Raw genomic sequence first — 26,782 nt, 5'->3', positions numbered from 1 at the left:
GAAACGATAAAACATTATAAATCCATTTTACAATAGTATGAAAATAGCATTAATCACTGGAGTTACAGGTCAAGACGGCGCTTATTTAAGTGAATTTTTATTAAAAAAAGGATATGAAGTTCATGGATTAAAAAGAAGAGCATCTCTTTTCAACACGGATAGAATAGATCATCTTTACCAAGATCCACATGTAGAACATAGAAATTTTGTTCTTCATTATGGTGATATGACAGATAGTACCAATCTTATTAGATTAATACAAGAAATACAACCAGATGAGATTTATAATCTAGCGGCAATGAGCCATGTACATGTATCGTTTGAAGTACCTGAATATACGGGTAATGCAGATGGTTTAGGTACATTAAGGATTTTAGACGCCGTACGTTTGTTAGGTCTTGAGAAAAAGACCCGTATTTACCAGGCATCAACTTCAGAATTGTATGGAAAAGTACAAGAGGTTCCACAATCGGAAACTACTCCTTTTTACCCACGTAGCCCGTATGCAGTAGCTAAAATGTATGCATTTTGGATTACCGTAAACTATAGAGAAGCCTATGATATGTTTGCTTGTAACGGTATTCTTTTTAATCACGAATCTCCAATTAGAGGAGAAACTTTTGTTACTAGAAAAATTACAAGAGCAGCTGCAAGAATTGGTTTAGGTCTACAAGACAAAATTTACTTGGGTAATTTAGATGCGCAACGAGATTGGGGTCATGCCAAAGATTATGTTCGTATGATGTGGATGATTCTTCAAGCAGACGAAGCAGAAGATTGGGTAATTGCTACCGGTAAAACAACACCTGTTCGTGAGTTTGTAAGAATGGCATTCGCAGAAATGGGAATTGAAATAGAATTTAAAGGCGAAGGTGTAGATGAAAAAGGGTATGTGAAATCATGTTCTAATCCAGATATACAAGTAGAAATAGGCAAAGAAGTTCTTGCCGTTGATCCTAAATATTTTAGACCAACAGAGGTTGAGCTATTAATTGGTGATGCAACAAAGGCAAACACCAAATTAGGCTGGATCCCTGAATATGACTTACAAGGGTTGGTAAAAGATATGATGACACATGACTTAAAATTGATGCAAAAGGATCAATACCTTAAAAAAGGTGGATATGTAACTTTTAATTATTTTGAATAATTCCACTAGAATTATTATAATTTTATTGAAGGTAAAATTTTGAAATGTTAGATAAAAAAGCGAAAATATATATAGCAGGTCATAGAGGCCTTGTTGGTAGTGCAATAGTTAAAAACCTTGAAAGTAAAGGGTATTCGAATTTAATTTTTCGAACACACAAGGAGCTAGACTTGACAAATTCCAACAAGGTTGCTGAATTCTTTGAAAATGAAAAACCCTCTTATGTTATTCTTGCAGCTGCCAAAGTTGGCGGTATAGTTGCGAATAATACGTATAGAGCAGATTTCATTTATGAGAATCTAATGATTCAAAATAATGTCATACACCAAAGCTATGTACATGGTGTACAAAAATTACTCTTTCTAGGTAGCACATGCATTTATCCTAAGAATTGTCCACAACCTATGAAAGAGGATTATTTGTTGACCGATGTTTTGGAATATACAAATGAACCTTATGCTATCGCTAAAATTGCGGGCATTAAAATGTGCGAAAGTTACAATTTACAGTATGATACGAATTTCATTTCTGTGATGCCTACAAATTTGTACGGTCCTAATGACAATTTCGATTTAGAAAAGTCACATGTCCTGCCAGCGTTAATACGTAAAATGCACTTGGGTCGCGCGCTTGAAAATAATGACTGGGACGCGATCTCATCAGATTTAAATGCGTTACCAATTGAAGGTGTCAATGGCGATGCTTCTAAAAATGAAATTCTTTCAATTTTAGATAAGTATGGCATTACATTGAAAGATAATGTCGTTCATTTAGAAATATGGGGTTCTGGTAATCCTATGCGAGAATTTCTTTGGAGTGAAGACATGGCAGATGCATGCGTTTTCTTAATGGAGCAAAGAGACTTTAAGGACTGTTATGCCCAAGACAATAAAGAAATACGTAATACGCATATCAATATAGGCACTGGTGTAGATATCAGCATAAAAGATTTAGCTGAACTTATACAGCAAAAAATAGGTTTTAAAGGCGAACTATATTTTAACACAGATAAACCAGATGGAACACTAAAAAAACTAACAGATCCCTCAAAATTACATGACCTTGGATGGAAACATACCGTTTCATTATCTCAAGGAATAGAACAAGTATATTCTTGGTACACCTCTAAGAAATAGTTGTCATTTACCTACAGATTTCTATCAAACTTAAATTTACTATGATCGATAGCCGTAAGACTATCGATCAACGGTAATAACCTATCATTAGCTATTAAACTAACCATTACTAAAAGCTTAGATGAAGAAATCTAATTTCATTATTCCTGTATCATTTGTGGTACATATACTGTTCATAAATTTGACACTTTATATGTATGTACCAGATACTTATAATACTATTTATAGTATACTCTACTATAATTTAACATGGCTGATTACCACTTATAGTCTAAATTTTTACCCTACTGCAAGAAGAGATGGTTTTATGACCAATCTTAAAACCTTTGTTGTACTATTTATTATTTACGGACTAGTTTATTTTACTTCTTTCGTCTTTTTCGGAATCTACGCTTACACACCTCTTTATTTAGCATTGGCTTATTTACAGATATGTGTTCTTCTTACATTGTTCAGGGTTATATTTTACTGGGCTAAAAAATTATATAGAACCAAAGGGTTCAACAGCACAAGAGTGGTGGTCATTGGCAAAGATAAAAACCTTCAAAAGTTAAGACGTATTTTTGATCATCCAGAGTACGGTTATCGTTATATGGGTTATTTTGACAATGTAAAATCTAACCATCCTACCTGTTTAGGAGATATAGAAAGCTCTTTTAATTACATCTTTGAAAATGATATTGAAGAAGTCTATTGTATGGCCTCAAAGTTATCTAAAGCAGAGATACAGTATGTAATGAAGATAGCGGACAACAGTCTTAAAAGAATAAAGATCATTCCAGATAATAAAGAATTGTTTTCCAGGGCAATGTCATTGGAGTTGTATGGAGAAGTTCCTATCTTAAATTTAAGAGCTTCCCCTTTAGATTTAGATTACTCAAATCTCATTAAACGAATTTTTGATATTCTTGTTTCAAGCTTTGCCATAGTTTTTATTCTATCATGGTTAACGCCATTAGTATATATATTAATGAAGATCGATTCTAAGGGACCGTTATTTTTTAAGCAACAACGCCATGGCGTCAACAGAGAAATATTCCGGTGTTATAAGTTCAGGTCAATGACCAAAAGTGATACTAGCGACACCAAAATGGCTACTAAAAATGATGTTAGGGTAACCAAGTTGGGTAAAATCTTAAGAAAGACCAGTATTGATGAACTACCTCAGTTTTTTAATGTTTTAATGGGAGATATGAGCGTTGTTGGCCCAAGACCGCATATGGTGGTACACACTCAACAGTACGAAGGTTCTGTAGACAAGTATTTAGTCCGTCATTTCTTAAAGCCTGGCATCACAGGTTTGGCGCAAATACAAGGCTGTAGAGGAGAAATTGTAGAAAGAGCCGATATTGTAAACAGAGTACGCTACGATATTTTCTATATGGAAAAATGGTCATTGGGCTTAGATGCCAAAATAGTATTTTTGACCATCTATAATGCCATAAAAGGAGAGGTCAAGGCCTATTAACGGTACCCATTAGAAATTTATCTACTTTTTAAAAAGTTTCTTAGTCCCTTCAAAAAGTAAAAGTGCTATAAAACCTACAACTAGTCCGGCTAAGAATTCAATTATAATACTGGGTACGTTAGGTAATATATGATGCATAAAGTCAATATTATGCACAAAAATACCTCCAGAAACCAATAACAGGGCAAGCGTTCCAATAACAGATAAGGCCTTTATTACCTTTGGTAAAGCATTTACAAAGAAGCGACCAATACTGTCAGAAATACTATTTTCTTCTTCATTAAGGTTAATAAGGCTAGTACCAAATTCATCCATACGTACAATTAGTGCCACAATACCATATACCCCTACAGTTGCAATTAATGCGACTACGGAAACCACCATAATCTGTGTAACTAAAGGCTCGGAAATTACAGCGCCTAAAGCGATGATGACGATTTCAATCGATAAAATAAAATCAGTTACTATGGCAGATTTTACTTTTGTCTTTTCCAATTCTAGAATTTCTTCTTTGGTCATTGGCTGAATACTGGCCGCAACATGATCATGTTCGTGTGGCACAAAGAATTCATATATTTTCTCTGCCCCTTCAAAAGCCAAATATATACCACCAAGTATTAAAACTACGGTTACCGCCCAGGGCAGAAAGGCACTCAATAAAAAGGCTATAGGTAGAATGATAATTTTATTCAATAAAGAGCCTTTAGAAATTGCCCATAACACCGGTAATTCCCTTTTAGAGACAAACCCAGAGGCTTTCTCTGCATTTACGGCTAAATCGTCACCTAATATACCAGCCGTCTTCTTAGTGGCTATTTTACTCATTGCCGCTACATCATCTAATAATGCCGCTACATCGTCTAAAATTGCAAAAAATCCCGAAGCCATGTAATTCTAATTTTGGTCAAAAATAAATTAACCAAATGGTTTATGGGGAATCTAATGGTAAAAAAGGTGATCCATTTTCTAGTTTGTACACATAGAAACTAGAAAATGATTTATTAAACTTCAATCAAATCAGCCTTTTTAATATTACGCTTAAGAAAAAAACATTAGGTAAAGTGAAGTTTCCCTATCAGCTAGAGTAAATTATCTATATTAGCTTAATTCACCTGTTGCCAATTAAATTCATCGCTTTGTAACCATAGCACATTACTAGGCACATTCGATCTAAAAATATTATTAGAATCTATATACACGTCTTGTATTGACAAAGTCACATTTGGATTTTTTTTAATGATATACATTCTGTCCGTAGCACTACCGGGAGCTGGCAAAAATAACACACTATTTCCAGCACCATTAATAAAAACAGTATGGTCTGTCTCATTTAAACCTGTAGGCTTCCCCTTTTTAGGACACCTCTAAATTCGATAAATAATTATTATTTAGGTCAGATTTGATGAAGAATTTAAATTCTTCATCAAATCTGGGCATGAATTCTTTAGGTGATATATTGCCTAATGATTTATGCGGATGGTTAAAATTATAATCCTCACGTCAGTTATCGTTTATCTTTTGAAGTTGATAAATGATAGACATCCAATATATCTTCTCTAAAAAAGCGATTAAATCGTTCTATATATCCGTTTTGCATTGGCTTTCCCGGTTGTGTATATTTAATTTCTATAAAGTTCTTTTTGCACCAGTTCATAAAAGTCTTGGAGGTAAACTCCGGACCGTTATCGCACCTCACGTATTTAGGTGCTCCTATTTCATCTTTTAAACGCTCCAATGTTTCGATTACGGCTCTCGCTGGATAAGAAAGTCCTGCATCTATTGCTAGAGCTTCACGGTTACAATCATCCAAAACATTGAATACACGCAACTTTCTGCCATCGGTAAGCGCATCGCTCATAAAATCCATACTCCAACACTCATTCAGTGACGAAGGTGTTTCCAAAGGTTGTTTTATTCGTTTGACCAAACATTTTTTATGTTTACGGCGTAGACCGAGTTTCATTTCGCGGTACACACGTAACACTCGTTTTCTGTTCCATTTTAAGCCTTCACGACGGATCTTGTAATAATATTCGTCAAAACCTCTAGTTGGGTACGATTCCGCCAACGTCGTTAGCTTATCGATAACCTCGCTATCATCTTTCTTACTTTGGTAATACCACATCGACCTACTCAGTCCTACAACTTGACAGGCACGGATAATGGGAACTGCGAACGTTTTGATAAGATACTATACACGAACTCTCTTGTCGGAAGACTTTAGAACTTTTTTGACAATACATCCTTGAGCATCTTATTATAAAGACTCACATCGGCATACATCTGTTCAAGCTTATTGTTCTCTTCTTGAAGCTCCTTTAAAACGTTTAAGCTGTTGTTGTTCCATACCTCCGTACTTCTTGCGCCCATAGTAGAAAGTGCTTTTATCAATTCCTAATTCCCTGGATAGATCACCTACGGATCTTGCTTGTTCGTTTTCCTTAAGAGATTTAATAATCTGGCTCTCGCTAAATTTGCTGTTTTTCATCGTGACAGTTTGAATTTAAAGTTAGTAAGTTCGAATTATGTACTGTCCTATTTTTAGGGAAGCCTACACTTCTTTCTTTACCGGGCAGTAAATTTCAAATCCGTGACGTTCCAAAATTTCAGCAACTTGCTTCTCTCGTTTTGTTTTAACGACTAAAACAAACCATTTTAATGAATTTATATGAGTTGAATTACCTTGCTGCATTAAAAAAGGGGACTGGTTAGTTGCTTTAAAATTATTACATATTGGCACTGTGTATCTACCATAATGTATTGTGAAATGATAACGATGTTTACGGGTAAATATTGCTATTCTATCATAAGCTAAAAGCATACCAAAATCAATTTTTAAAACATGTGAAAGATTATTTAAGCTACTTTTTAATTCAAAAACATTCAAACAATCATGTAAATTGTTCCCATGAAAAAACTAATACAATTCTTTGGTGCTTGGTATGGTGCCAAAAAAATAGGCGGTGGTAAATGTGGATGTATTGGAACCTTTTTTGTGTTCTTGATATTATTTTGGTTATTGGGATATGTGTTTGAGGCTTTTTGAGATTGGTTGTTAGTTGTTGGTTGTCGGTTGATGGTTTTTGCGCTGGACGCTAAACGCTGTGCGCTTTTCGCCTCGCGCTGAGCGCTTCACACAACAATTTCTTTTACGCTTCCCTCGTAACGCGATAACCGGGGTGCTTTTCAACTCGTGCTTAACCCTTAACAAGGTGATTATTTTACGCTGAGCGCGTGTCGTATTGCGCATAGCGAACGGCGCTTCCTCTATTCTCTAACTTCTATATTCTCTTCTCTCGCTCCTGCTTTCTCACCCGTTTTCTTTTGATCAAAAACCTTAACACTGGTTTTCATATCGGCATATCTTGGGTCTTGAATATAATCTTGTTTTTGAAGTTTAATAACCTCTATACTTAAAAAGCCAAACTCGCTAACTACCTTACCGTAGAATCTATAAATTCCTCTTCCCCTGAACATATATTTTTCTGCTACAGGCGGAAACAGCACGGTATCAAAAACTTGCCCTTGTTGATCTAACAGCGTGGCAAAGAACATGGCTTTACCTTTCTGTGTTCTGGTTCGCTTTACCGTTATTAAATATCCGTAGATATCAATATTCCTATTTAAATACCGCTCTAAATCTTTACTCCCAGAACTATTTAATGGTGCTTCTACCAAAAGCTCAAACGGACTGCATAAACTAAACCCTAACAATTCTAATTGCGTAAAAGCCACTTCTAAATTGGTACTGTACAATGAAGGAATCTGAAAATGCTGATGCCGTGGTGCAAATAATTTCGGGTGGTCTATCTTTTTGGTCTTATTCAAAAACAAATGTGCTTTCCATAATAGTTCGTGTTTATTGGTTTCCGTAAATCGAAATGCATCAATTCGTATTAAAATACTGACTTGTTCTATGGAGATGATCAGTCTATCCAAAAAATCTTCTAAGGACCTAAAATCATCATGTAAATATCTTTCCTTTAAAATACGTTCCATCACCCGTTGTTCCAATTCCCGTAAATAACCCAATCCTAAAAACAGATTTTTTCCATAGATACGATTATCCGCATTACTCCTATTTACGCAAGGCGGATGAATTGTTGCCCCTAACATACGGGCTTCGTGCACATAGAATTCGGGCTTATAAAATCCGCCACCATTATTGAGCACCGCCACCATATATTCTAACGGATAGTAGGCACGTAAAAACAAACTTTGGTAACTTTCTACAGCGTACGATGCCGAATGCCCTTTGGCAAATGCATAGCCTGCAAAACTTGCTACCTGATTCCAAATTTCTTGAATGAGCTTTTCTGCATATCCCTTTTTACGGCAGTTATCCATAAATTTATCCTGCACTTTTTGAAACTCCTCCCGTGAACGGAACTTACCACTCATACCACGCCGTAGCACATCGGCTTCGCCCAAATCTAAATCGGCAAAATGATGGGCTACTTTTATCACATCTTCTTGGTAGACCATAACTCCGTATGTCTCTGGCATAATTTCTAACATTACCGGATGCGCCAATTCTTCTGCCCTACCCTTGTTACGATGGCGAAGAATATATTCGCGCATCATTCCGCTTTTAGACACTCCTGGGCGAATAATAGAACTTGCCGCTACGAGACCCAAATAGGTATCTACCTCTAGTTTTTTCAACAGCATCCGCATAGCGGGAGATTCCACATAAAAACAACCCATGCACTGCGCAGTTTTTACCAAATTATTGACTTTCGGGTCTTTTTTAAATGCCTTGACATCATGAATATCAAACTTGGCAAATTCTTCTGGTCGGTCGCGTTCCAAAATATCTAGCGTCTCTTTTATTTTTGAGAGTCCGCGTTGTGCAAGAATATCAAACTTAAAAATACCGACATCTTCGGCAATCACCATATCAAACTGTGTGGTGGGAAATCCTTTTGGGGGCATATTGGTTGCCGAAAACCAGTGAATGGGTTTTTCGGTAATTAGAATTCCGCCTGCATGAATACTCAAATAATTGGGCATGCCATGCAATAGTTGCGTGTATTTCAATACCAAAGCCGATATATTATCTAATCTACTCGCCTCAACATTACCATTACACAATAGATCTATTTCATCTTTTGGCAGCCCGAATACCTTGCCTAGCTCTCTGATTACTCCCCTAGATTGAAAAGTAACATAGGTCCCCAAGAGCGCAACATTTTCGAATCGGTTAAAAATATACTGCGTCATCACCGGTCTGTCGCGATGCGAGAAATCAATATCGAAATCGGGCGGATTTACACGATACAGATTAATAAAACGCTCAAAATACAGGTCCAGCTCCATGGGATCTACATCGGTAATAAAAAGCAGGTATGCCACAATACTATTGGCACCGCTACCCCTACCCACATAAAAGAAATTCTGCTTTCTGGCATGAGTGATGATATCCCAATTGATAAGAAAGTAAGAGACAAAATTCATTTCTTTAATGAGGTACAGCTCCTTCTCCAAGCGGTCCAATACCGCCTGATTTATATCAGGATACCTGAGCGGTAAGCCTTCTTGACACAGTTGTTCTAAGAATAGTTCATCTTCTTCTGTACTTCCTAAATACTTGCTCAAATTTTGAGGTTCCCGGTCTGTAGTAAAATCGAAATAAATGGAACAAGCATCCATTAACCGCTGGGTGTTTTCAAGTATAAAACTATGTTCAGAAAAATACGCCGCCAAATTAGGTATCGCGTACATGTGTTCATCATCACGAGCCTGCTCTGTTACCGACAACATACTCAGCAAAGTGTTATTATCAATGGCACGTAGTAAACGATGTGCATTAAAATCGCGCTTATTTCTGAATGTTACGGGTTGTAATAGCACAATTTTATCTCGCTGCTCCAATAATTTTGAAAACCGAAGTCGCTTTAGCTCGTTAACAGAAACCCCTATAAACTCATGTTCGGCAAAAGTTTTCTTTTCATGCTGAAGTACTTTCTCAAACGGATAGATAACGAACACCTCTTTAAACTGCGGAGCGATTTCTGGAATTTTCTTTTCGTTGTGAATGTGATGCGACAAGAAATCATTGAGTTCTAAAAATCCTTCATTATTTTTGGCAACACCTACAAAACAAGGTTCTACTCCGTTTCTGAAATCGATTCCCAAAATAGGCCGCACATCATATTCAGACGCTTTACGAACAAAATTTAAACAAGCAGAGGTATTATTAATATCGGTCAGTACTAATTGCGTTACCCCATGATCTTTTGCCAATTGCAAAAGCTCAATCTCCGAGAAAGTCCCGTAGCGAAGGCTGTAGTATGTGTGGCAGTTTAGGTACATTTTTGGTTGATGGTTCTCCGTTGTTGGTTGTTCGTGTTTGCGCTGTTCGCTTGACGCTATGCGCAGTACGCTATTTTTTTGCGCTTTGCGTGTGGCGCTCAGCGTGCTGCGCATTTGGTTGTTCGTATTTGCGCTAGGCGCTGTTCGCTGTTCGTATGACGCTTGACGCTATGCGCAGTGCGCTTTTTTACGCTTTGCGTGTGGCGCTCGGCGTACTGCGCAATGCGCTCCCTCTCTTCTCTACTTTCTATATTCTCTTTTCTAACATCTAGTCTCCCTTTACATTTCACTTCGGTTACGCTCAGTGAACGGGTGTCGTCTTTGCGAGGTATTTTCACCGAAGCAATCTGCCGAAAATGGGTACTAGGGATAATCATTGTCACCCCAATTCAGCAAATCACTTCGTCGTGCCTCCTCTTTTTAGTTGTTCGTTGTTCGTTGTCGGTTGTTCGTTTTTTTCGCTGTTCGCTGTTCGCATGACGCTATGCGCAGTGTGCTTTTTTTTGCGCTTTGCGTGTGGCGCTCAGCGTGCTGCGCATCGCGCTCCCTCTCTTCTCTATATTCTATATTCTTTTTTCTCCTTTCTTAAACAATACTTCACTTCGGCTACGCTCAGTGAACGGGTTTCAAAACCCCTCAACAACAGACCGTTAAGAACCATCAACTGTCAACAAACAACCAACAACTAAAAAAGGTCTCGACTGCGCTCGACCGGACATCACCCCCAAAACATACAGCCAAAAACCAACAACTAACAACCGACAACCAACAACTAGATTTTTCTATGCGCCAACACAACAGGCGGCAATCCGTTGAAAGGGTTATGCATTCTTCCTATTGTTTTTGCTCCCATACCCGATGCTCGCAGCACACTTTTGTCACCGTAGCGTTTACGAATGTTGTCCATAGCGTTGTAAAGACTTAGAATTTCTTCAGTATCATCAAACAGGTTGATCTGATAATTGCCCGATACTAAATGACTAAAACGTATACCAATTAATCGCACTAACAACCTACGGTTATATAAGGTCTTGAACAGATCTAAAATTTTAGGTATTAGAATATGGTCTCCGCTGGTATAGGGAATCCGCATTTGCTTTGAATAAGTATTAAAATCCGAGTACCTAATCTTCACTGAAATACAAGCCGTTAACTTATCTCCACGTCGTAATTGATATGCCAAATTTTCGGTCATTGCGATAAGAATACCACGTAGTCTGTTTACATCAATAGTATCTTTATTAAAAGTGCGTTCCGTGGAGATTGATTTTCGCTCGCAAAACGGAATTACAGGCGTATTATCAATTCCATTAGCACGCTTCCATATTACTCCGCCATTAGCACCCAACACCCTTTGCATTACCTCCATGGGCATTTCTTGTACCGTCCGGACTTGTCGCAGGCCCAGGTTCCGTAAAGTCTGGTAAGTCTTATCACCCACCATTGGTATTTTTTTAATGGATAACGGAGCCAAAAAAGGTTTTTCCAACCCCTCATCTATCTTTAATTGATTGTTTGGTTTCGCCTCGTTCGTGGCTACTTTAGAAACTACTTTATTAGCTGATAATCCGAAAGAAATAGGGAGTCCGGTTTCATTGATAATCTTCTTCCGCATTTCTGATGCATATTGGTAGCAACCAAAAAAACGATCCATACCAGTGAGATCTGCATAGAACTCATCTATACTCGATTTTTCAAATACGGGTACGTACTCTTTTATAATTTCGGTCACTATATCTGAGTGCTTACTATAGTCACCCGCATTACCACGAATTACGACAGCATCGGGGCAAAGTTCTCGCGCCATTTTCATAGGCATACCAGAATGCACTCCGAAGCCACGGGTCTCATAACTACACGCCGCTACTACTCCGCGATCTCCGGTACCGCCCACTAACAAAGGCTTATGCTGCAACTCACGATTATTTAATCGTTCTACAGAAACATAAAAAGTATCTAAATCGATATGTAAAATGGTTTTGCTCATAACTATCCTTCAAAATTCGGGATAGCTAAATTATGGATTATTTCCAATTATTAGGATTATTTCCATTTTTTAACATTGAAAAATTATGAACATTAAAAAAACCTGTCACCCAACTAACGGTGACAGGGTTCAGAACAAACCACTCCATTAACGCAATCTAATGCAGAAGCTAGAAGTATCCAATGCAGCATCATTGATCAAGGTTGCGGTAGAAAAGAAACTGATTTAGCCTCCTAAACCTAAAAAAGGCGCAAAAGGTTATATTATTCGCTATAATTTTTCGTTATATGCCATACATCTTGTAGATTATACAGGTCTTGAACTACTAATTATTCAAGACAATCTTTGAGATAAGACATTACTTATGCGCCAAATCCATTTTATACTTTCATCTGCACTATTACTATTATCAACTCATAGTTTTTCGCAAGATGTATCTACAATAAATATTGTTTCCCCAAATGAAAATACTGCCTGGAATATTCCAGACAAAATTGCATTACAGTGGAATACCGTAAAAATTGACACCAGTAAATCTATTCGCTTTTTTCTGGTACGTAATGAAATGGTAGTGCAAGAATTGGGTTCTTTTAAGAACGACGGTTTTGAAGACGGAATAGAATTGGCAAAAAACATAGGATCTGGCAATAGGTACCAAGTAGTTGCCATAGAGTTGTTCCCAGATGATAAGTTTAACATTGCTAAAAAGGTTACCCCCTTTTTCTCGATTATTAATGCAGCATCTGACGAAAGAAAGAAAAAACAACAACTGGCAAATGTTAATACAAAAACATCCAAGAAAAAACGGTCAAGATCTAAATCTAAAGCAAAGAAAAAAGTAAAAGAACAGATAACAACCAAAGAAACTGCTGTTGTCCAAATCAATAACAATCCTGAGCCAAATACTGAAAGCAAAACAGATAAGAAACTTGATAACAAACCTGAAGTTAGAGATAGCTTTGATGGTAGAAAAATTTCATACACCAAAGAATTTGCTTTTGAATCTGAAAATATCACAGTTAAAATTTGGGATCACGGCAGGCAAGATGGTGATATCGTTTCTATTTACCTAAACGGTGTGCAAGTAGTTAAAAAGTACTATTTAACCTATTGGAAAAAAGAATTTAAAATTAAGTTAGATCCAAATAAACCAAACGATTTATTTCTTTATGCACATAATTTAGGAGACTCGCCCCCAAACACCGTTTCGGTTGAAATATCAGATGGTGAAAAATCTGAAAACATAGTATTGAACTCAGACTTAAAAAGTTGCGAGGCAGTAATGATTAGTGTAAAGTAATTAAAACTGCGTATTATTACGTTCTAACAACCAGTTAAAACATAAATGCCGTTTAATTCATTTTTTGATGAACCTGAAAACTATAAAGACCAATTTGGTTTTTATGAACAAGGTGGCTCTCCCTTACTCCTACAAAAGTTTATTGACACCATTGATGAGCAGAAAAATGACATTGAAGAAATCAATATATCATGGTATTTGTACAACAACCAACATTTGCATGACTATTTAAAAGAAGTAGCTGCAGGTGGCATTACTGTGAATGTCATAACTATTCCGCTAGAAGGTTATGACCATTCCAAACCAAAAAATATAGAAAATCTAGTAACGGGAAAGAAGTCTAGCAAAAGTTTCTCTAAATACAATTTAGCTAGAAAGATTTTTGGGGAGATGTATAGAACTACATCACACGAGAATTTCAATCTATATATTTTTCCGCATTTATACGTTAGAAGTGCGCGCGTTAAAAAATTCTCAAGAGGTGCTCTACCCTATTCATTACATATTAAATCCGCTTACATTAAAAAGAAAAGTGGCTATATAATGCTAATGAGCTCCTCTAATTTAGCAGTACGAGATTTAGTGAAAAACGAATCAATGATTAGTGTAGAAGATGAACCATTTTATGAGGAAAATATTGAAATTTTTTACAAGAATTTAATTAGGAACTCCATTCCCATTAAAAACTACAAAGCATCTTTAGATACTACGTGTAACACTTACGAGAAATTAGAATTTGAATATTCAGATTTGGTAGGTATTACGGCACCATTCTACGACAATTCTGCCCATCTTTTAGAGAAGAAAATATCAGAACATATTTGTGCAGCCAAAGAAAGGATTATTGTTTGTGCTCAGCATTTAGCGGCATGCAATTATGAATTTAACGCAAAACATCATTCTACCATTAAAGAGAATGAAACCCGCAAAGGTATATTAGGCGAAGTTATTGGTATGGCAAACAAAGGTGTAAAGATTACTTGCCTATCACAAACGTTTGCTCCTTTAGCTGAAGATGCGGACAAATTTAAAAAGTCAAATTTCCGAAGACCTGCAAACCCTCATAATTTTCAGCAATTTTTCAGTCAGATCGCTAAAACTGAAAATGCAGAATACTTTGTTAATGAAAACATACATTCTAAATATATTATCATAGATAACATACTTATATATTGCTCTTTCAACTTTACGCCCACCCAATTTATTTATTTAGACAATGTAAAAATCCCAAAATTCAAAAACATGCCAGATTTGAGTTATAGTGGAATTCATTGTGAAGTAGGTATGCATCTAGTAATTAAAGACCAAACTACCGTTAAGGCTTTTGAAAATAATGTAGCAGATATTATACGTAAGAAAGAAACCATCCAAGTAGCTAACTTTGGGGACAAGTCCACGAGCTATTAAATTGAAAACATAATTGATATTTAGACACTAGCATGGAAACTTTTAAATCTAGATTATCGAGTAAAATAGATGGTTGAATTAAAAGCGTTTTGTAATTCTAAAATGTATTTTTGTGTGATGTTTTTTCGATGGCTTATTTGAAAAACATAGATTAAAAAGAATAGCATAAAAAAAATGAATATAGTATCCTTTTTTGCGGGAGCAGGTGGTTTAGATCTTGGTTTTGAACAAGCCGGTTTTAATGTCATTTGGGCAAATGAATATGATAAGGATATTTGGGAAACCTACCAGAAGAATCACCCTGATACTACATTTGACAAAAGAAGTATAGTTGATATACCTGCGGATGATGTACCTGATTGTGACGGAATTATTGGAGGTCCACCCTGCCAAAGTTGGAGTGCAGCTGGGGCTGCAAGAGGCATTCAAGATAAAAGAGGACAGTTATTCTATGATTTTATAAGGATACTTGAAGCAAAACAACCCAAATTCTTTTTGGCAGAAAACGTGAGCGGAATGCTTATTGGCAAACATAGTACTGCACTTGATGGAATTAAAAAACTGCTAAAAAATGCAGGTGTAGGTTATGACCTATCTTTTAAAATGCTCAACGCATCTGACTATAATGTACCGCAAGACAGAAAAAGAGTGTTCTTTATAGGCATTAGAAAAGATTTAGGTTTCAAATATGAATTCCCTACCGAAACCTTCCCAAAAATAACACTAGAATCTGCCATAGGTGATTTAGATAAAAAAGCCATTCCCGCTTTAGAGTTCAATAACACCAATGGCAATAAGTGTACTATACCTAATCATGAATATATGATAGGTGGCTTTTCTACTATGTTCATGTCTAGAAATCGCGTCCGTAATTGGGACGAGCAATCTTTTACCATACAAGCAGGCGGCAGGCATGCACCTATACATCCGCAGGCACCAAAAATGAAGCTAATAGAAAAGGATGTTAGAGTTTTTGTACCAGGTAAAGAACAACTTTACAGAAGGCTAAGCGTACGAGAATGCGCCAGAATACAGACGTTCCCAAACGATTTTATTTTTCATTATAAAAAAGTAGCTGCAGGTTATAAAATGATAGGTAATGCAGTACCTGTCAACCTAGCAAAGTTTTTAGCCAAAAGTATTATGACTCAATTAAAGGCAAATGAGCATAAATTATCGAAAATTGAAAGGGTAAAATGAATGATGCTTTAAGGTGAATTCAATTATAATTAGCATAAACGTAGCCCTTTAAATTACCCCGTAAAATCAAAAAAACCCTCTTAATCAAATGATTAAGAGGGTTTAGAAGTACTCGAGGCGGGAATCGAACCCGCACTCCGAAGAACTGGATTTTGAATCCAGCGCGTCTACCAGTTCCGCCACTCGAGCATATTTCACCAGCTAAAACTGGCTTGTTATCAAAACAGGACTGCAAAACTAAATAATAATTTTCTATCCACCACTAAAAATATCAATATTTATGCAATAGCAACCAAAATTAATCTTTAAATTTGCACCTTCTAAAAAACAAGGTATTTAAACTGAATAACCAAGTAACTGTTTGGAAAACAATAAACAAAGATATGCCATACCAAGTTCCACAACCAAAAATATTTGCTTGTACCCAAAGTAAAGTCTTAGGGGAGAAAATTGCCAAAGCATATGGTGCCGAAATAGGCAAAATATCGTTTTCCCGATATAGTGACGGTGAATTTCAACCTTCTTTTGAAGAATCTATTCGTGGAACAAGAATATTCCTAATTGGCTCAACACACCCTGGTCCAGAAAATTTAATGGAAATGTTGTTGATGATAGATGCTGCCAAAAGAGCATCTGCACGTCATATTACAGCAGTTATGCCATATTTTGGCTGGGCAAGACAAGACAGAAAAGATAAACCTAGAGTACCTATAGCAGCTAAACTAGTTGCCAAAATGTTGGAAACAGCTGGTGCCACTAGAATTATCACTATGGATCTACATGCTGACCAAATACAAGGTTTCTTTGAAAAACCTGTAGATCACTTATTTGCATCTACATTGTTTTTACCTTATTTAAAAAATCTAGATTTAAAAGATCTTACTATAGCTTCACCAGATATGGGCGGTTCAAAAAGAGCTTATGCCTACTCTAAAGCTTTGGATAGCGATGTGGTAGTTTGTTATAAGCAAAGAGCCAAAGCCAATGTTATATCTCACATGGAATTGATCGGTGATGTAAAAGGTAAAAATGTGGTCTTAGCAGATGATATGGTAGATACTGCAGGCACCTTGACCAAAGCAGCTGACCTAATGATGGAAAGAGGCGCTTTAAGCGTAAGGGCTATTGCTACTCACGGTCTATTATCGGGAGATGCATATGAGAAAATAGAAAAATCAAAACTTACGGAACTGATTATTACAGATTCAATTCCGGCAGAGGTAAAAAGTGACAAAGTTAAAGTTTTAAGTTGTGCCGATTTATTTGCAGATGTAATGGATAAGGTTCATAACAATAACTCTATATCTTCTAAGTTCTTAATGTAAGATTAGAAGCAAAACAAGAATATTAATTTTTTATATATATAATGAAAGCAATTACAATTAAAGGATCAGAAAGAGAAAGCGTGGGCAAAAAGGCAACTAAAGCCCTACGTAATGCTGGAAAGGTTCCTTGCGTGGTATACGGAGGGGAAAAACCATTACACTTTTCAGCAGATGAACTAGCGTTCAGAGATTTGGTTTACACTCCAAATGCACACACAGTTGCAATTGAATTGGATGGCGGAACTTCAGTTAAAGCGATCATGCAAGATATTCAGTTTCACCCTGTAACAGATGCCATCATCCATATTGATTTTTATCAATTATTCGATGATAAAATGGTTACTATGAATATTCCTGTAACATTAGAAGGAAATTCTCCAGGTGTACGTAATGGTGGACGTTTATTGTTCAGAAAACGTAAACTTGCAATCAAAGCTATACCAAGCAAATTACCAGATTTCTTTAACGTCGATATTTCTAAATTGAAAATCGGTCAAAATATTTCTGTAGCATCATTGTTGAGTGAAGATTTCACCATCTTACACCCAGAAAGTCAAGTTGTTGTACAAGTTAAAACTGCTCGTACCGCTGTTGTGGCCGATGATGAAGATGAAGAAGGAGAAGAAGGAGCTGAAGGTGCATCTGAAGAAGCTGCTCAAGAATAGTCTTAAAAGTCTAAATTATACATTAAAGCATCCTGGTACTTGTATCAGGATGCTTTTGTATTTTTACACCCTAAATGAAACTACCCATGTTCCCGTTTTTAAAATCTCTTTTTAATAACCAGAACATAATTACAGAAGAAAAAGACCCCATGAAGAAATTTTTAATCGTTGGCCTTGGCAATATAGGAGAAGAATATGCAGAAACCCGCCATAATATAGGTTTTAAAGTACTGGATGAAGTAGCCAAAGTAAATGACTTTACTTTTGAAACCGCTAAACTTGGTGATATAGGTTCTTATAAAGTAAAAGGGAGAACAATTATTTGCCTTAAACCATCTACTTACATGAACCGAAGCGGTAAAGCTTTAAAGTATTGGATGGATAAAGAAAAAATACCTCAAGGCAATGTTTTAGTGATAACCGATGACATCAATTTACCATTTGGTACTATCCGCATAAAAACGAAAGGAAGCAATGGCGGCCATAACGGGTTAAAGGATATAGAGCTGTTTCTTCAAACCATTCTTTACAATAGGTATAGATTTGGCGTGGGAGCAGATTTTGGCAAAGGCAGACAGGTGGAATATGTTTTGGGACAATGGAACGATGAGGAAAAAGCTTTAATGCCTGAACGTTTAAAAAAATCGGCGGAAATCATTAATTCATTTGCACTAGCCGGAATAGTAAGGACCATGAATCAATTCAATAATTCTTAAAGCACTTTAAAAGTATACACCCCAGTATCTGATCTATTACCTTCTTCATCGATTACAATGACTTTCCAATAATATACAGTATCTGATGTCACTGAAACTTTTATACTTGTTACAGTCGATGATAGTTCTCTAATTAAATCTATTGGCGGTGTTTCTACTGAGAAATACACCTCATAGCTAGCAATATCATTGTCTAAATCAGACGCAGACCAAGATAGCTCCACCTCGTTGTTGATATCCTTAAACACATTTTCTGATGAAGCAGGAGTAATTATAGTTGCAGGAAATGGTGCAAATGTAGACCTAGAACCGGCATTGTAAAAATACCATTCTTGACTAGATACCGTTTCTTCGACTTCACCGTTTCTAGAGCGCACAAACCAAGAAAATTGCTCTCCTTTAGCCAATGGCAACTTAGCTGAACTTGAAGCTGACACAATGGTTTGAACTGTGCCTGTTGCAATATTGGTTACGCGCAATTCATAGGTCTCCGTATTATCTGCTAAATTCCACCTAAACTCTACTTGACTGGTTTCCTCTCCTAAACTAACACCTGTGGTACACTCAGAATTTTCTTCTGGAAACACCAAAAGAACCGCTTCTGGCGGATTGCCAGAACCTTTCTTTTTACAGCTTGTTACGGCCATAAACAAACATATAACAAGTACTGAAAAACGCATCATTCTTTAATTACCTTAGAAGTTCCTTTAATAGTTCTACCTTCATATTTCAGGTAATAAATACCTGTAGAAAGTGAACTCAAATCTAATTGCATTACCCCACCAATCACCATGATTTTTTTATTAAAAACATATCTGCCATCGGCACTAAAAACACTTACAGTTATTTCTTCTTGCTGTGCACCTAAATAGACCTCTACAATATCTTTCACTGGATTTGGGTACACTACCGGCTCTACATAAAAACCGATCTGTTCTTCATAAACGCCCTGACAAGGAATATCTGTGTAAACCTTTAACGTATTTAGTCCTTTATTTAAATTCAACTCTATTGTTGATTCTTCCGTTTGTACAGCTACGCCATTCAATTCTATTGTGTAAAATGATGAACCATTCATTTCAAGCGTTACATGAAAACCATCTGCTGCCACTCTAGAAGATACATTTAATGGCGAAGGCTCGGTAATCTGCACCTCAACACAATACTGTTGATAAGCTATGACACCATCTGTCCCTGTCATGCATAACGTATAAGTACCTGACGCTAGATTAGATAAGTTGAACGCATTTGAAAAGTTCTGGGTTAGATTTAATCCGTTACCGGTAACTACTACTTGATAATCAAGTGCCAATTTGGGTACTACAGATAACGAACCGTCATTATTATCTCTACATGTTTCACTTTCCAAACTAATAATAAAATTCTCTGCCGGAAAGCGATAGATAGCACAACCAGAAGCATCTACTTCTTGACCAGCCGGAGTACCTAGACACAAATCATCACCATCATCAAATACTCCATCATTGTCTGCATCTGGTCTAAAGTCTCCCTCAACACAAGCTTCAAGAACAAATGAATTTAAACTACCACCGTCAGAAGGGGCATTATCTTTAACCTCTAAAACCCACTCACCAAGAATAGACTCCCCGTTAAAAGAACTTAAACTCCCCAAAGGCTTCACCGAACCACTAATACCTGGACTTACAGAACACATAAAAGCTGGACTATCATCATCAAAAGTGGCATTGATATCTCTTGAATCTCCACAAGAATTTGAAACCAAGGTTACCGTTGTACCCGCAGGCGATGTAAGGCTAATGACCAAATCAGCCAAAAAGGTATGCTCTACATCAAGCTGTACATTAATGTCTGCAACTGGTAAATCCTCAAAAAACACGATTTTTGAAGTAATAACCGGTGTACCGCTACTTGATATGGCAATTGGCATACCTGAAGCACTTTTTGTAGCACAATTAAACTGTACCGTGGAAAAGCTAAACGGAGCACTAAAAACACCTTCACCACAATCGTTTTTTGGTTTTACCCTCCAAAAATAAGTGCTATTATTATCTATAAGTATAGGGGAGAACGAGCTTCCACTAACGGTACTCGATTCTATAATATTTGTAAAAGTAGCATCATCTGAAATTTCAACATCGTAAAGAGTGTTCCCTAAAGATGTTTCCCATTCCAGCATCACATCTGTAGAGGCATTCTCAAAACCATCTACAGGAGAAATTAGAACTACTTCTTCAAATTCATCGTCATAAATTCTTAACTGTAATGTAATTTCTTTTGTAACCGTATCTGCGCTAGACAAAACCCTAACAGGGTAAATACCGGCATCTACGGTAGAAATACCTTCAAAATCAACAGTAACCAACGTATCGTCAACATCAGCGACTGCAGGTGTAAAAGTGGCTGTAATACCTATAGGCAAATCAACCACACTAAACGTACTTTCTTCATCGAAACCCAAATCAGTTTCATAAGTGAAATCAATACTTAAATCATTGGGCTTGCAAATATCAAAAACTACCTCTTCAAAATTAAGTACGACTTCTGATGGGGTAATGGAAAAATTAGCATCATTGACAGCAAAGAAAATATTATTATCTGCCTTGATCATAATACGCCCTGTACTAGTGGTAATGTTTGGTATGATTACAACCTGACTACCATCATTCAAAGTATTCTCTTCTAGAACAATAGGAAAAGTGACCCCACTATCTGTAGATAAAAATATTGAAACATTTTCAGCGTTTACGGGTGATATATCTGTATTGGCAACATCCCAAGTAATGGTTTGTATAGATCCAGCTTCAAAAGACTCTTCTGTAGCTTGCGAACTTATTAAAAAAGGACCGGCTTCATTACTTACAGATACGGTCATTTCATCAGAATCTGACTGCCCGCCATTTAAAGCATTATCTCTTACCGTTAATGAAAAGTTTAAATCACGACCAATATTAGACAGCGTTTCCCAAGCAGAACCTGAGGTCGGTACTGTTTGCGTTAATTCGCCATTTAAAATTCTATTTAAACTGGGAAAATATCGTTCTGGAGTTAGTTTTGGCGGTAGAGACCTAAAATTTGCCCCTGCAGGGTTGTCTGGACCAAATGTAGCCTGCGTAACTATACCGTTATCGATCTGTTCCCAAGTATAGCTCAATACGTTTGTGGCATCAACATCGGTTGCCTCACCTGTAAGCACAAATGGTGTACCTTTAGGTATAACGTAATCTGTTAAAGGAGTAATGGTTGGTGGATTATTGGTAAGAATCACTGTCTCTCCACATGAAATAGTTTCAAGGTAATCCCTTATCTGAACTATACTCACGTAATGAAAATAATCATCACTATTTGAGGCAACATTATTTACACCGGTAATGCCTGCATAACCCATAATGGTAGTACCACTTGCAGGCTCTACTTGTACTGTTGTACCTTCTGAAATATGTGAAAAAGAGTGATTGGCCCCAAACTGGTGCCCCATTTCATGCGCAACCAAATCAATATCAAAAGCATCACCTACCGGTGAAGATAAGGTGGTATACCCACTACCCTTTCTACTATCTGTACAAACGGCACCTATAAAACCTGAATTACCATCTAAAGTATTGTCCTGTTGGTTAAAAAGATGTCCAATATCATAATTAGCCTCACCAATTACACTAGTTAAAGTATTTTGAACCTGAGAACTTAAACTACCCGTATACGGGTCCGTTTCAGGATTGGTATAAATAACCAGATCCGTATTTGCTATCAACTCTAGGGTAATCGCCAAATCGCGCTCAAAAACTGCATTAATTCTTGTAAGCGTAGCGTTAATAGCTGCAAGAGCATCTGCCTTTGTACCTCCATGAAACTCTGTATACTCGCCTGAAGCTGAAATTGCCACCCTAAACTTTCTTAATGTTTGATCGTCTACCAGTTTAGCCGTTAGGTTTTGCGAATATTTTTTGATCTCGGGCACAGTTTTACATACAAAATCCACATCGCGCTCATCTTGATCTGTTCTACGATACAATACATAGGTATCATCAGCAGATTTTTGCATAAACAAAGCTCCGTTTTCCCCAGAGGTCATCATGGTACTTTGTATCCCTTTACCCGAAACACTAAATCGAATCTGTTTAGTAGCATCATGCAAGGCAATACCCTTATAAGATTTTATAGATGGATATTTAAGTGCTAGTCCTTCAGAAAAAAGGTGTGCATCTTCTACTAAAAACGGAATAAGCTCACCAGTTTCATCCGGAAAATAAATGATTTTAGAAGCTTCTTTCTTTGTAATTGCTCTTATAAACTGTTGCTGATCAAGTGTAAAAGCCGTTCCTTTATTTACTCGCAACTGTTGCTTAGTGAATTGTTTAGCCTTATTGTTTAATTCCGTATTTTTCCAATATGCAGTTTGCGCCAAACCGGAAAAGGAAAGAAATACTATGGTAATTGTAAAAACTAGGCGTAATTTTGCAATCATTAAGAGGCTTTTAACTCAAAATCAAATATAAGTCTTTTTATTTTCTATCACAGGTGATTACAGTCCGCAACATTTCTAAGTACAAAGAAGAATATCCTACGGTCATTACCATAGGCACCTTTGACGGGGTACATATTGGTCACCTCAAAATACTTAGTAAAATCATTAATCATGCCAAGAATACCGAATTAAAATCTTCGGTACTTACATTTTTTCCGCACCCAAGAATGGTGTTACAAAAAGACACCAACATAAAACTATTAAATACCATAGAGGAAAAAATAGGCATCTTGGAGAAACTTGGTCTTGACATACTTATTATTCATCCTTTTACCAAAGAATTCTCTAGACTTACGGCAACCGAGTTTGTTCGCGATTTGCTCGTAAACACGTTAAAAATCAAAAAAGTGATTATAGGTTATGACCATAGATTTGGTCGCAATAGAAATGCCAACATCACTGATTTGATCACCTTTGGAAACACTTATGATTTTACGGTAGATGAGATACCTGCTCAAGAAATTGACGATGTATCAGTTAGCTCTACTAAAATTAGAAAAGCATTAGAAGACGGCGATATTGAAACCGCAAATAGTTACCTAGGCTATGAATATATGCTTACCGGAACAATCATTAAGGGTAAAGGGATCGGTAAGCAATTGGGATACCCAACAGCGAACCTTTCAATAGCTGAAGATTACAAGCTAATACCTAAAAACGGTGCATACATTGTAAACAGTATCTTGAACGGTAAAATTGTTTACGGTATGATGAATATAGGCTACAACCCAACCGTAAATGGCACAGAAAAATCCATAGAAATTAATTTTTTCGATTTTGATAGGGATTTGTACGACTTAAAAATTCAAGTTAATATTTTGGTTCGTTTACGAGATGAGCATAAATTTGAATCTATTGATGCTCTCAAAGCACAATTGGCAAAAGACAAAGAAAAATCTCTAGATTATATTAATAAGTAATTATGCTCAACAGGTTATTATTTCAACGTATAGATAATAGCCCCTTAATTGTCTTTCGTATATTTTTTGGTATTCTCGTTTCCCTTGAGTGCTTTGGCGCTATTGCTACTGGTTGGGTAAAGCGGAATTTAATCTCACCCAAATACACTTTCCCTTTTATAGATTTTGAATTTCTACAACCACTGCCCGGTAATGGCATGTATTTCTATTTTGTATTAATGGGGTTACTAGGTCTTTTCATTGCCGTAGGGTTCAAATATCGATTAAGTATCATATCATTTACCGTGCTGTGGACTGCAACGTATTTGATGCAAAAAACGGCTTATAACAATCATTACTACTTACTCATATTAATATCATTGATAATGTGTTTTTTTCCTGCGGAAAGAAGTCGGTCCTACGATGTTAAAATGAAACCCGAACTAGAAAGCAATTCAATGTACGCCTATGTAAAATGGGCAGTAGTGCTTCAATTGTTTATTGTCTACGTATACGCCTCAATTGCTAAAATGTATGGAGATTGGCTTGATTTTAGTACCATAGCCGTATTAATGCATTCTAAAAAAAGTTATTGGTTAGTTGGTACTATTTTACAAGAACCGTGGATACATAGTATAATTGGATCTGTTGGTATTTTGTTTGATTTACTTATTGTACCCGCCCTACTCTGGAAACCAACAAGGAAAGCGGCTTTCTTTATCTCACTTTTCTTTCATCTATTCAATTCCATCATATTTCAGATTGGAATATTCCCTTATTTATCCATTGCCTTCAGTGTTTTCTTTTTTGAGCCAGAAACCATTCGTAAGATTTTCTTCAAGACAAAACCGGCATTTGTATCATCCTATTCTTCAACACCAAATAACAGCAACACAATTCTAGTAACAGCAGCTATCTACTTCATAATTCAATTAGTATTACCTATAAGACACCATGCCATTAAAGATGACGTGCTATGGAGCGAAGAAGGTCATAGAATGAGCTGGCGAATGATGCTACGTAGCAGACAGGGTAAAGGCAGATATAAAGTAGTTGACAATGACACTAAAGAAGAGTTCATCATAAAACCTAAAGATTATGTATCTAGAGGTCAAGAACGCAAAATATTTGCCTACCCGGATTTTGCTTGGCAGTTTGCCCAATACTTAAAAAAGGAGTTTGAACAAGAAGATAGAAACGTTTCGGTATACCTAGAAAACTCTAAAATCAGTATTAACCGCAAACCATATGTACCCTTTATAGACGCTAAAACTGATTTGGCGGCAGAGACATGGTACCAAACAAAACATCACGACTGGATTCTCCCCTCTAACTTCGGAAAGTCCAAAAAGTAGTTTAATACAGGTTTAGTCCGTAAAAGTACCTGCTATAAATATAAGATTAACGTAAATTTGCAGTCAAATACAATTCAATAATGTTACAAATACAGACCATAAGAGATAATCAAGAAGATATTATCCTTGCCCTTGGAAAAAGAAATATTGATGCACAACCCTTAATTGAAAAAGTGCTTCAATTAGATGAAAACAGACGTGCTGCCCAAACAAGTTTGGACAACGTTTTGGCAGAATCGAATAAAATTTCCAAAGAAATTGGTGTTTTGTACAAAACTGGAAAAGTTCAAGAAGCAAATTTATTAAAAGAACAAACGGTAAAGCTAAAAGAAGAATCTAAACAATTAGGTGAAGATTTAAACGCGGCAGAAGAAGAGCTACAAAACCTTCTTTATCAATTACCGAATGCACCGCATGATTCTGTAAAAAAAGGTTCAACCGAAGAAGATAATGAAGAAATATTCAGCGAAGGCGATGTTCCTAAATTGGTTGAAGGCGCCCTTCCGCATTGGGAGCTAGCGAAGAAATATGATATCATAGATTTTGAATTAGGTGTTAAAATCGCTGGTGCCGGTTTTCCGGTTTACAAAGGTAAAGGTGCTCGTTTGCAACGTGCTTTAATCGCTTATTTCTTAGATAAAAATACCGAAGCGGGTTATACTGAAATTCAAGTGCCACATTTGGTAAACGAACTTTCAGGTTATGGCACAGGTCAATTGCCAGATAAGGAAGGTCAAATGTACCATGTAACAGCAGACGACCTTTATTTGATACCAACAGCAGAGGTTCCTGTAACTAACATATTTAGAGACGTTATTGTAAAGGAAAGTGATTTCCCTATTACCTACACGGGGTATACTCCATGTTTTAGAAGAGAAGCAGGTAGCTATGGCGCACATGTGCGTGGTCTAAATCGTTTACACCAATTCGATAAAGTTGAAATTGTACGTGTAGAACACCCTACTAAATCATATGATGCCTTAGATGGTATGGTGGAGCATGTTAAAAATATTCTACGAGAATTAAAATTACCATACCGAATTCTAAGACTATGTGGTGGTGATTTAGGTTTTACAGCTGCACTTACGTTTGACTTTGAAGTATTCTCAACTGCGCAAGATAGATGGTTAGAAATTAGCTCTGTTTCTAACTTTGAAACATACCAGGCCAATAGATTAAAACTACGTTTTAAAGATGAAAACGGAAAAAATCAACTAGCTCATACATTAAATGGTAGCTCTTTAGCCTTACCACGTGTTTTGGCAGGAATTCTAGAAAATTATCAAACTGCAGACGGCATTAAAATACCGGACGTATTAGTTCCCTATTGTGGTTTTGATATGATTGATTAATTT

General features: G+C 36.6%; 21 protein-coding genes and 1 tRNA gene. 13 read left to right on the top strand and 9 right to left on the bottom strand.

Annotated elements, in window-relative coordinates; translation table 11 throughout:
- The first annotated feature begins 37 nt into the window (after positions 1-37).
- The 3 genes from gmd (at position 38) to P177_RS02745 (ending at position 3,754) form a co-directional block, all read left to right on the top strand.
- A complete protein-coding gene (gene gmd, locus P177_RS02755; protein WP_036151599.1) occupies positions 38-1,150 on the top strand; it encodes a GDP-mannose 4,6-dehydratase in 1,113 nt (370 codons plus the stop codon).
- A 44-nt stretch (positions 1,151-1,194) separates the two neighbouring features.
- Positions 1,195-2,286, top strand: a complete 1,092-nt coding sequence (locus P177_RS02750) for a GDP-L-fucose synthase family protein (RefSeq protein ID WP_036151598.1) — start codon at positions 1,195-1,197, stop codon at positions 2,284-2,286.
- Positions 2,287-2,407: 121 nt separating this feature from the next.
- Complete coding sequence (locus tag P177_RS02745; RefSeq protein ID WP_036151595.1) at positions 2,408-3,754, top strand: undecaprenyl-phosphate glucose phosphotransferase; 1,347 nt, start codon at positions 2,408-2,410, stop codon at positions 3,752-3,754.
- Between the two features lie 21 nt (positions 3,755-3,775).
- Here P177_RS02745 and P177_RS02740 read toward each other — a convergent pair whose 3' ends face one another.
- From P177_RS02740 to P177_RS02725, 4 genes are all read right to left on the bottom strand, one after another.
- Positions 3,776-4,642: a DUF808 domain-containing protein gene (locus P177_RS02740; RefSeq protein ID WP_036151593.1), complete on the bottom strand. Its 867-nt coding sequence runs from the start codon at positions 4,640-4,642 to the stop codon at positions 3,776-3,778.
- Positions 4,643-5,258: 616 nt separating this feature from the next.
- A complete protein-coding gene (locus P177_RS02735; protein ID WP_084684608.1) occupies positions 5,259-5,879 on the bottom strand; it encodes a DDE-type integrase/transposase/recombinase in 621 nt (206 codons plus the stop codon).
- A 168-nt stretch (positions 5,880-6,047) separates the two neighbouring features.
- Positions 6,048-6,242 carry a transposase gene (locus P177_RS02730; RefSeq protein WP_084684606.1) on the bottom strand — a complete coding sequence of 65 codons (195 nt, stop codon included), beginning with the start codon at positions 6,240-6,242 and terminating at the stop codon, positions 6,048-6,050.
- 63 nt (positions 6,243-6,305) lie between these two features.
- Complete coding sequence (locus P177_RS02725) at positions 6,306-6,641, bottom strand: transcription termination/antitermination NusG family protein (protein WP_036151589.1); 336 nt, start codon at positions 6,639-6,641, stop codon at positions 6,306-6,308.
- Positions 6,642-6,662: 21 nt separating this feature from the next.
- On the opposite strand from P177_RS02725, the gene P177_RS20180 reads away from it, so the two are divergent.
- On the top strand, positions 6,663-6,800 hold the full coding sequence (locus tag P177_RS20180; RefSeq protein WP_036151586.1) for a hypothetical protein: 138 nt from the start codon (positions 6,663-6,665) through the stop codon (positions 6,798-6,800).
- A gap of 221 nt (positions 6,801-7,021) precedes the next feature.
- Here the strand turns inward: P177_RS20180 and P177_RS02715 are convergent, their stop codons facing one another.
- Positions 7,022-10,069 carry a DNA polymerase III subunit alpha gene (locus P177_RS02715; RefSeq protein ID WP_051941931.1) on the bottom strand — a complete coding sequence of 1,016 codons (3,048 nt, stop codon included), beginning with the start codon at positions 10,067-10,069 and terminating at the stop codon, positions 7,022-7,024.
- Between the two features lie 772 nt (positions 10,070-10,841).
- On the bottom strand, positions 10,842-12,056 hold the full coding sequence (dinB, locus tag P177_RS02710; RefSeq protein ID WP_036151583.1) for a DNA polymerase IV: 1,215 nt from the start codon (positions 12,054-12,056) through the stop codon (positions 10,842-10,844).
- 364 nt (positions 12,057-12,420) lie between these two features.
- Between dinB and P177_RS02705 the strand changes: the two genes are divergently transcribed.
- From P177_RS02705 to P177_RS02695, 3 genes are all read left to right on the top strand, one after another.
- Positions 12,421-13,356, top strand: coding sequence for a hypothetical protein (locus P177_RS02705; RefSeq protein WP_036151582.1), 936 nt, complete (start codon positions 12,421-12,423; stop codon positions 13,354-13,356).
- Between the two features lie 45 nt (positions 13,357-13,401).
- The gene (locus P177_RS02700; RefSeq protein WP_036151580.1) at positions 13,402-14,763 is read left to right on the top strand and encodes a hypothetical protein; all 1,362 of its coding nucleotides are present in this window, start codon (positions 13,402-13,404) and stop codon (positions 14,761-14,763) included.
- A 174-nt stretch (positions 14,764-14,937) separates the two neighbouring features.
- Positions 14,938-15,963, top strand: coding sequence for a DNA cytosine methyltransferase (locus P177_RS02695; protein ID WP_036151578.1), 1,026 nt, complete (start codon positions 14,938-14,940; stop codon positions 15,961-15,963).
- A 109-nt stretch (positions 15,964-16,072) separates the two neighbouring features.
- On the opposite strand, the gene P177_RS02690 is transcribed toward P177_RS02695, so the two are convergent.
- Positions 16,073-16,152 (bottom strand) — tRNA-Leu (locus tag P177_RS02690).
- A gap of 194 nt (positions 16,153-16,346) precedes the next feature.
- Between P177_RS02690 and P177_RS02685 the strand changes: the two genes are divergently transcribed.
- From P177_RS02685 to pth, 3 genes are all read left to right on the top strand, one after another.
- Complete coding sequence (locus P177_RS02685) at positions 16,347-17,288, top strand: ribose-phosphate pyrophosphokinase (RefSeq protein ID WP_036151576.1); 942 nt, start codon at positions 16,347-16,349, stop codon at positions 17,286-17,288.
- 41 nt (positions 17,289-17,329) lie between these two features.
- Positions 17,330-17,953 (top strand): 50S ribosomal protein L25/general stress protein Ctc, encoded by a 624-nt coding sequence (locus P177_RS02680; RefSeq protein WP_036151573.1) that lies wholly within the window; start codon positions 17,330-17,332, stop codon positions 17,951-17,953.
- Between the two features lie 86 nt (positions 17,954-18,039).
- Positions 18,040-18,669, top strand: coding sequence for an aminoacyl-tRNA hydrolase (gene pth, locus P177_RS02675; RefSeq protein WP_036151571.1), 630 nt, complete (start codon positions 18,040-18,042; stop codon positions 18,667-18,669).
- Here the strand turns inward: pth and P177_RS02670 are convergent.
- Together P177_RS02670 and P177_RS02665 are read right to left on the bottom strand one after the other, a co-directional pair.
- Positions 18,666-19,316 (bottom strand): hypothetical protein, encoded by a 651-nt coding sequence (locus P177_RS02670; protein ID WP_245232993.1) that lies wholly within the window; start codon positions 19,314-19,316, stop codon positions 18,666-18,668. The two genes, pth and P177_RS02670, sit on opposite strands and share 4 nt — an antisense overlap.
- 32 nt (positions 19,317-19,348) lie before the next feature.
- Positions 19,349-23,113 carry a zinc-dependent metalloprotease gene (locus P177_RS02665; protein ID WP_036151568.1) on the bottom strand — a complete coding sequence of 1,255 codons (3,765 nt, stop codon included), beginning with the start codon at positions 23,111-23,113 and terminating at the stop codon, positions 19,349-19,351.
- Positions 23,114-23,166: 53 nt separating this feature from the next.
- On the opposite strand from P177_RS02665, the gene P177_RS02660 reads away from it, so the two are divergent.
- The 3 genes from P177_RS02660 (at position 23,167) to serS (ending at position 26,779) form a co-directional block, all read left to right on the top strand.
- Entirely contained in the window at positions 23,167-24,093 is a 927-nt protein-coding gene (locus tag P177_RS02660) for a bifunctional riboflavin kinase/FAD synthetase (protein ID WP_036151566.1), read from the top strand.
- Between the two features lie 2 nt (positions 24,094-24,095).
- Complete coding sequence (locus P177_RS02655) at positions 24,096-25,427, top strand: HTTM domain-containing protein (RefSeq protein ID WP_036151564.1); 1,332 nt, start codon at positions 24,096-24,098, stop codon at positions 25,425-25,427.
- Positions 25,428-25,507: 80 nt separating this feature from the next.
- Positions 25,508-26,779: a serine--tRNA ligase gene (gene serS / locus P177_RS02650; RefSeq protein WP_036151561.1), complete on the top strand. Its 1,272-nt coding sequence runs from the start codon at positions 25,508-25,510 to the stop codon at positions 26,777-26,779.
- Positions 26,780-26,782 lie beyond the last annotated feature (3 nt).

This window comes from Maribacter forsetii DSM 18668, assembly GCF_000744105.1.
In the GTDB taxonomy this organism is placed as follows: Bacteria; Bacteroidota; Bacteroidia; order Flavobacteriales; family Flavobacteriaceae; genus Maribacter; species Maribacter forsetii.
The sequence above is the reverse complement of the archived record's forward strand: the minus strand, read 5'-3'. Positions and strand labels throughout refer to the sequence as shown.

Bases quoted from the DNA above. Each gene is read 5' to 3' on its own strand.
- P177_RS02655 (WP_036151564.1), top strand. From the start codon at position 24,096: ATGCTCAACAGGTTATTATTTCAACGTATAGATAATAGCCCCTTAATT.
- P177_RS02705 (WP_036151582.1), top strand. From the start codon at position 12,421: ATGCGCCAAATCCATTTTATACTTTCATCTGCACTATTACTATTATCA.
- P177_RS02685 (WP_036151576.1), top strand. From the start codon at position 16,347: ATGCCATACCAAGTTCCACAACCAAAAATATTTGCTTGTACCCAAAGT.
- P177_RS02665 (WP_036151568.1), bottom strand. From the start codon at position 23,113: ATGATTGCAAAATTACGCCTAGTTTTTACAATTACCATAGTATTTCTT.
- P177_RS02745 (WP_036151595.1), top strand. From the start codon at position 2,408: ATGAAGAAATCTAATTTCATTATTCCTGTATCATTTGTGGTACATATA.
- P177_RS02695 (WP_036151578.1), top strand. From the start codon at position 14,938: ATGAATATAGTATCCTTTTTTGCGGGAGCAGGTGGTTTAGATCTTGGT.
- P177_RS20180 (WP_036151586.1), top strand. From the start codon at position 6,663: ATGAAAAAACTAATACAATTCTTTGGTGCTTGGTATGGTGCCAAAAAA.
- P177_RS02750 (WP_036151598.1), top strand. From the start codon at position 1,195: ATGTTAGATAAAAAAGCGAAAATATATATAGCAGGTCATAGAGGCCTT.
- dinB (WP_036151583.1), bottom strand. From the start codon at position 12,056: ATGAGCAAAACCATTTTACATATCGATTTAGATACTTTTTATGTTTCT.
- serS (WP_036151561.1), top strand. From the start codon at position 25,508: ATGTTACAAATACAGACCATAAGAGATAATCAAGAAGATATTATCCTT.
- gmd (WP_036151599.1), top strand. From the start codon at position 38: ATGAAAATAGCATTAATCACTGGAGTTACAGGTCAAGACGGCGCTTAT.
- P177_RS02730 (WP_084684606.1), bottom strand. From the start codon at position 6,242: ATGAAAAACAGCAAATTTAGCGAGAGCCAGATTATTAAATCTCTTAAG.
- P177_RS02700 (WP_036151580.1), top strand. From the start codon at position 13,402: ATGCCGTTTAATTCATTTTTTGATGAACCTGAAAACTATAAAGACCAA.
- P177_RS02740 (WP_036151593.1), bottom strand. From the start codon at position 4,642: ATGGCTTCGGGATTTTTTGCAATTTTAGACGATGTAGCGGCATTATTA.
- pth (WP_036151571.1), top strand. From the start codon at position 18,040: ATGTTCCCGTTTTTAAAATCTCTTTTTAATAACCAGAACATAATTACA.
- P177_RS02735 (WP_084684608.1), bottom strand. From the start codon at position 5,879: ATGTGGTATTACCAAAGTAAGAAAGATGATAGCGAGGTTATCGATAAG.
- P177_RS02680 (WP_036151573.1), top strand. From the start codon at position 17,330: ATGAAAGCAATTACAATTAAAGGATCAGAAAGAGAAAGCGTGGGCAAA.
- P177_RS02670 (WP_245232993.1), bottom strand. From the start codon at position 19,316: ATGGCCGTAACAAGCTGTAAAAAGAAAGGTTCTGGCAATCCGCCAGAA.
- P177_RS02715 (WP_051941931.1), bottom strand. From the start codon at position 10,069: ATGTACCTAAACTGCCACACATACTACAGCCTTCGCTACGGGACTTTC.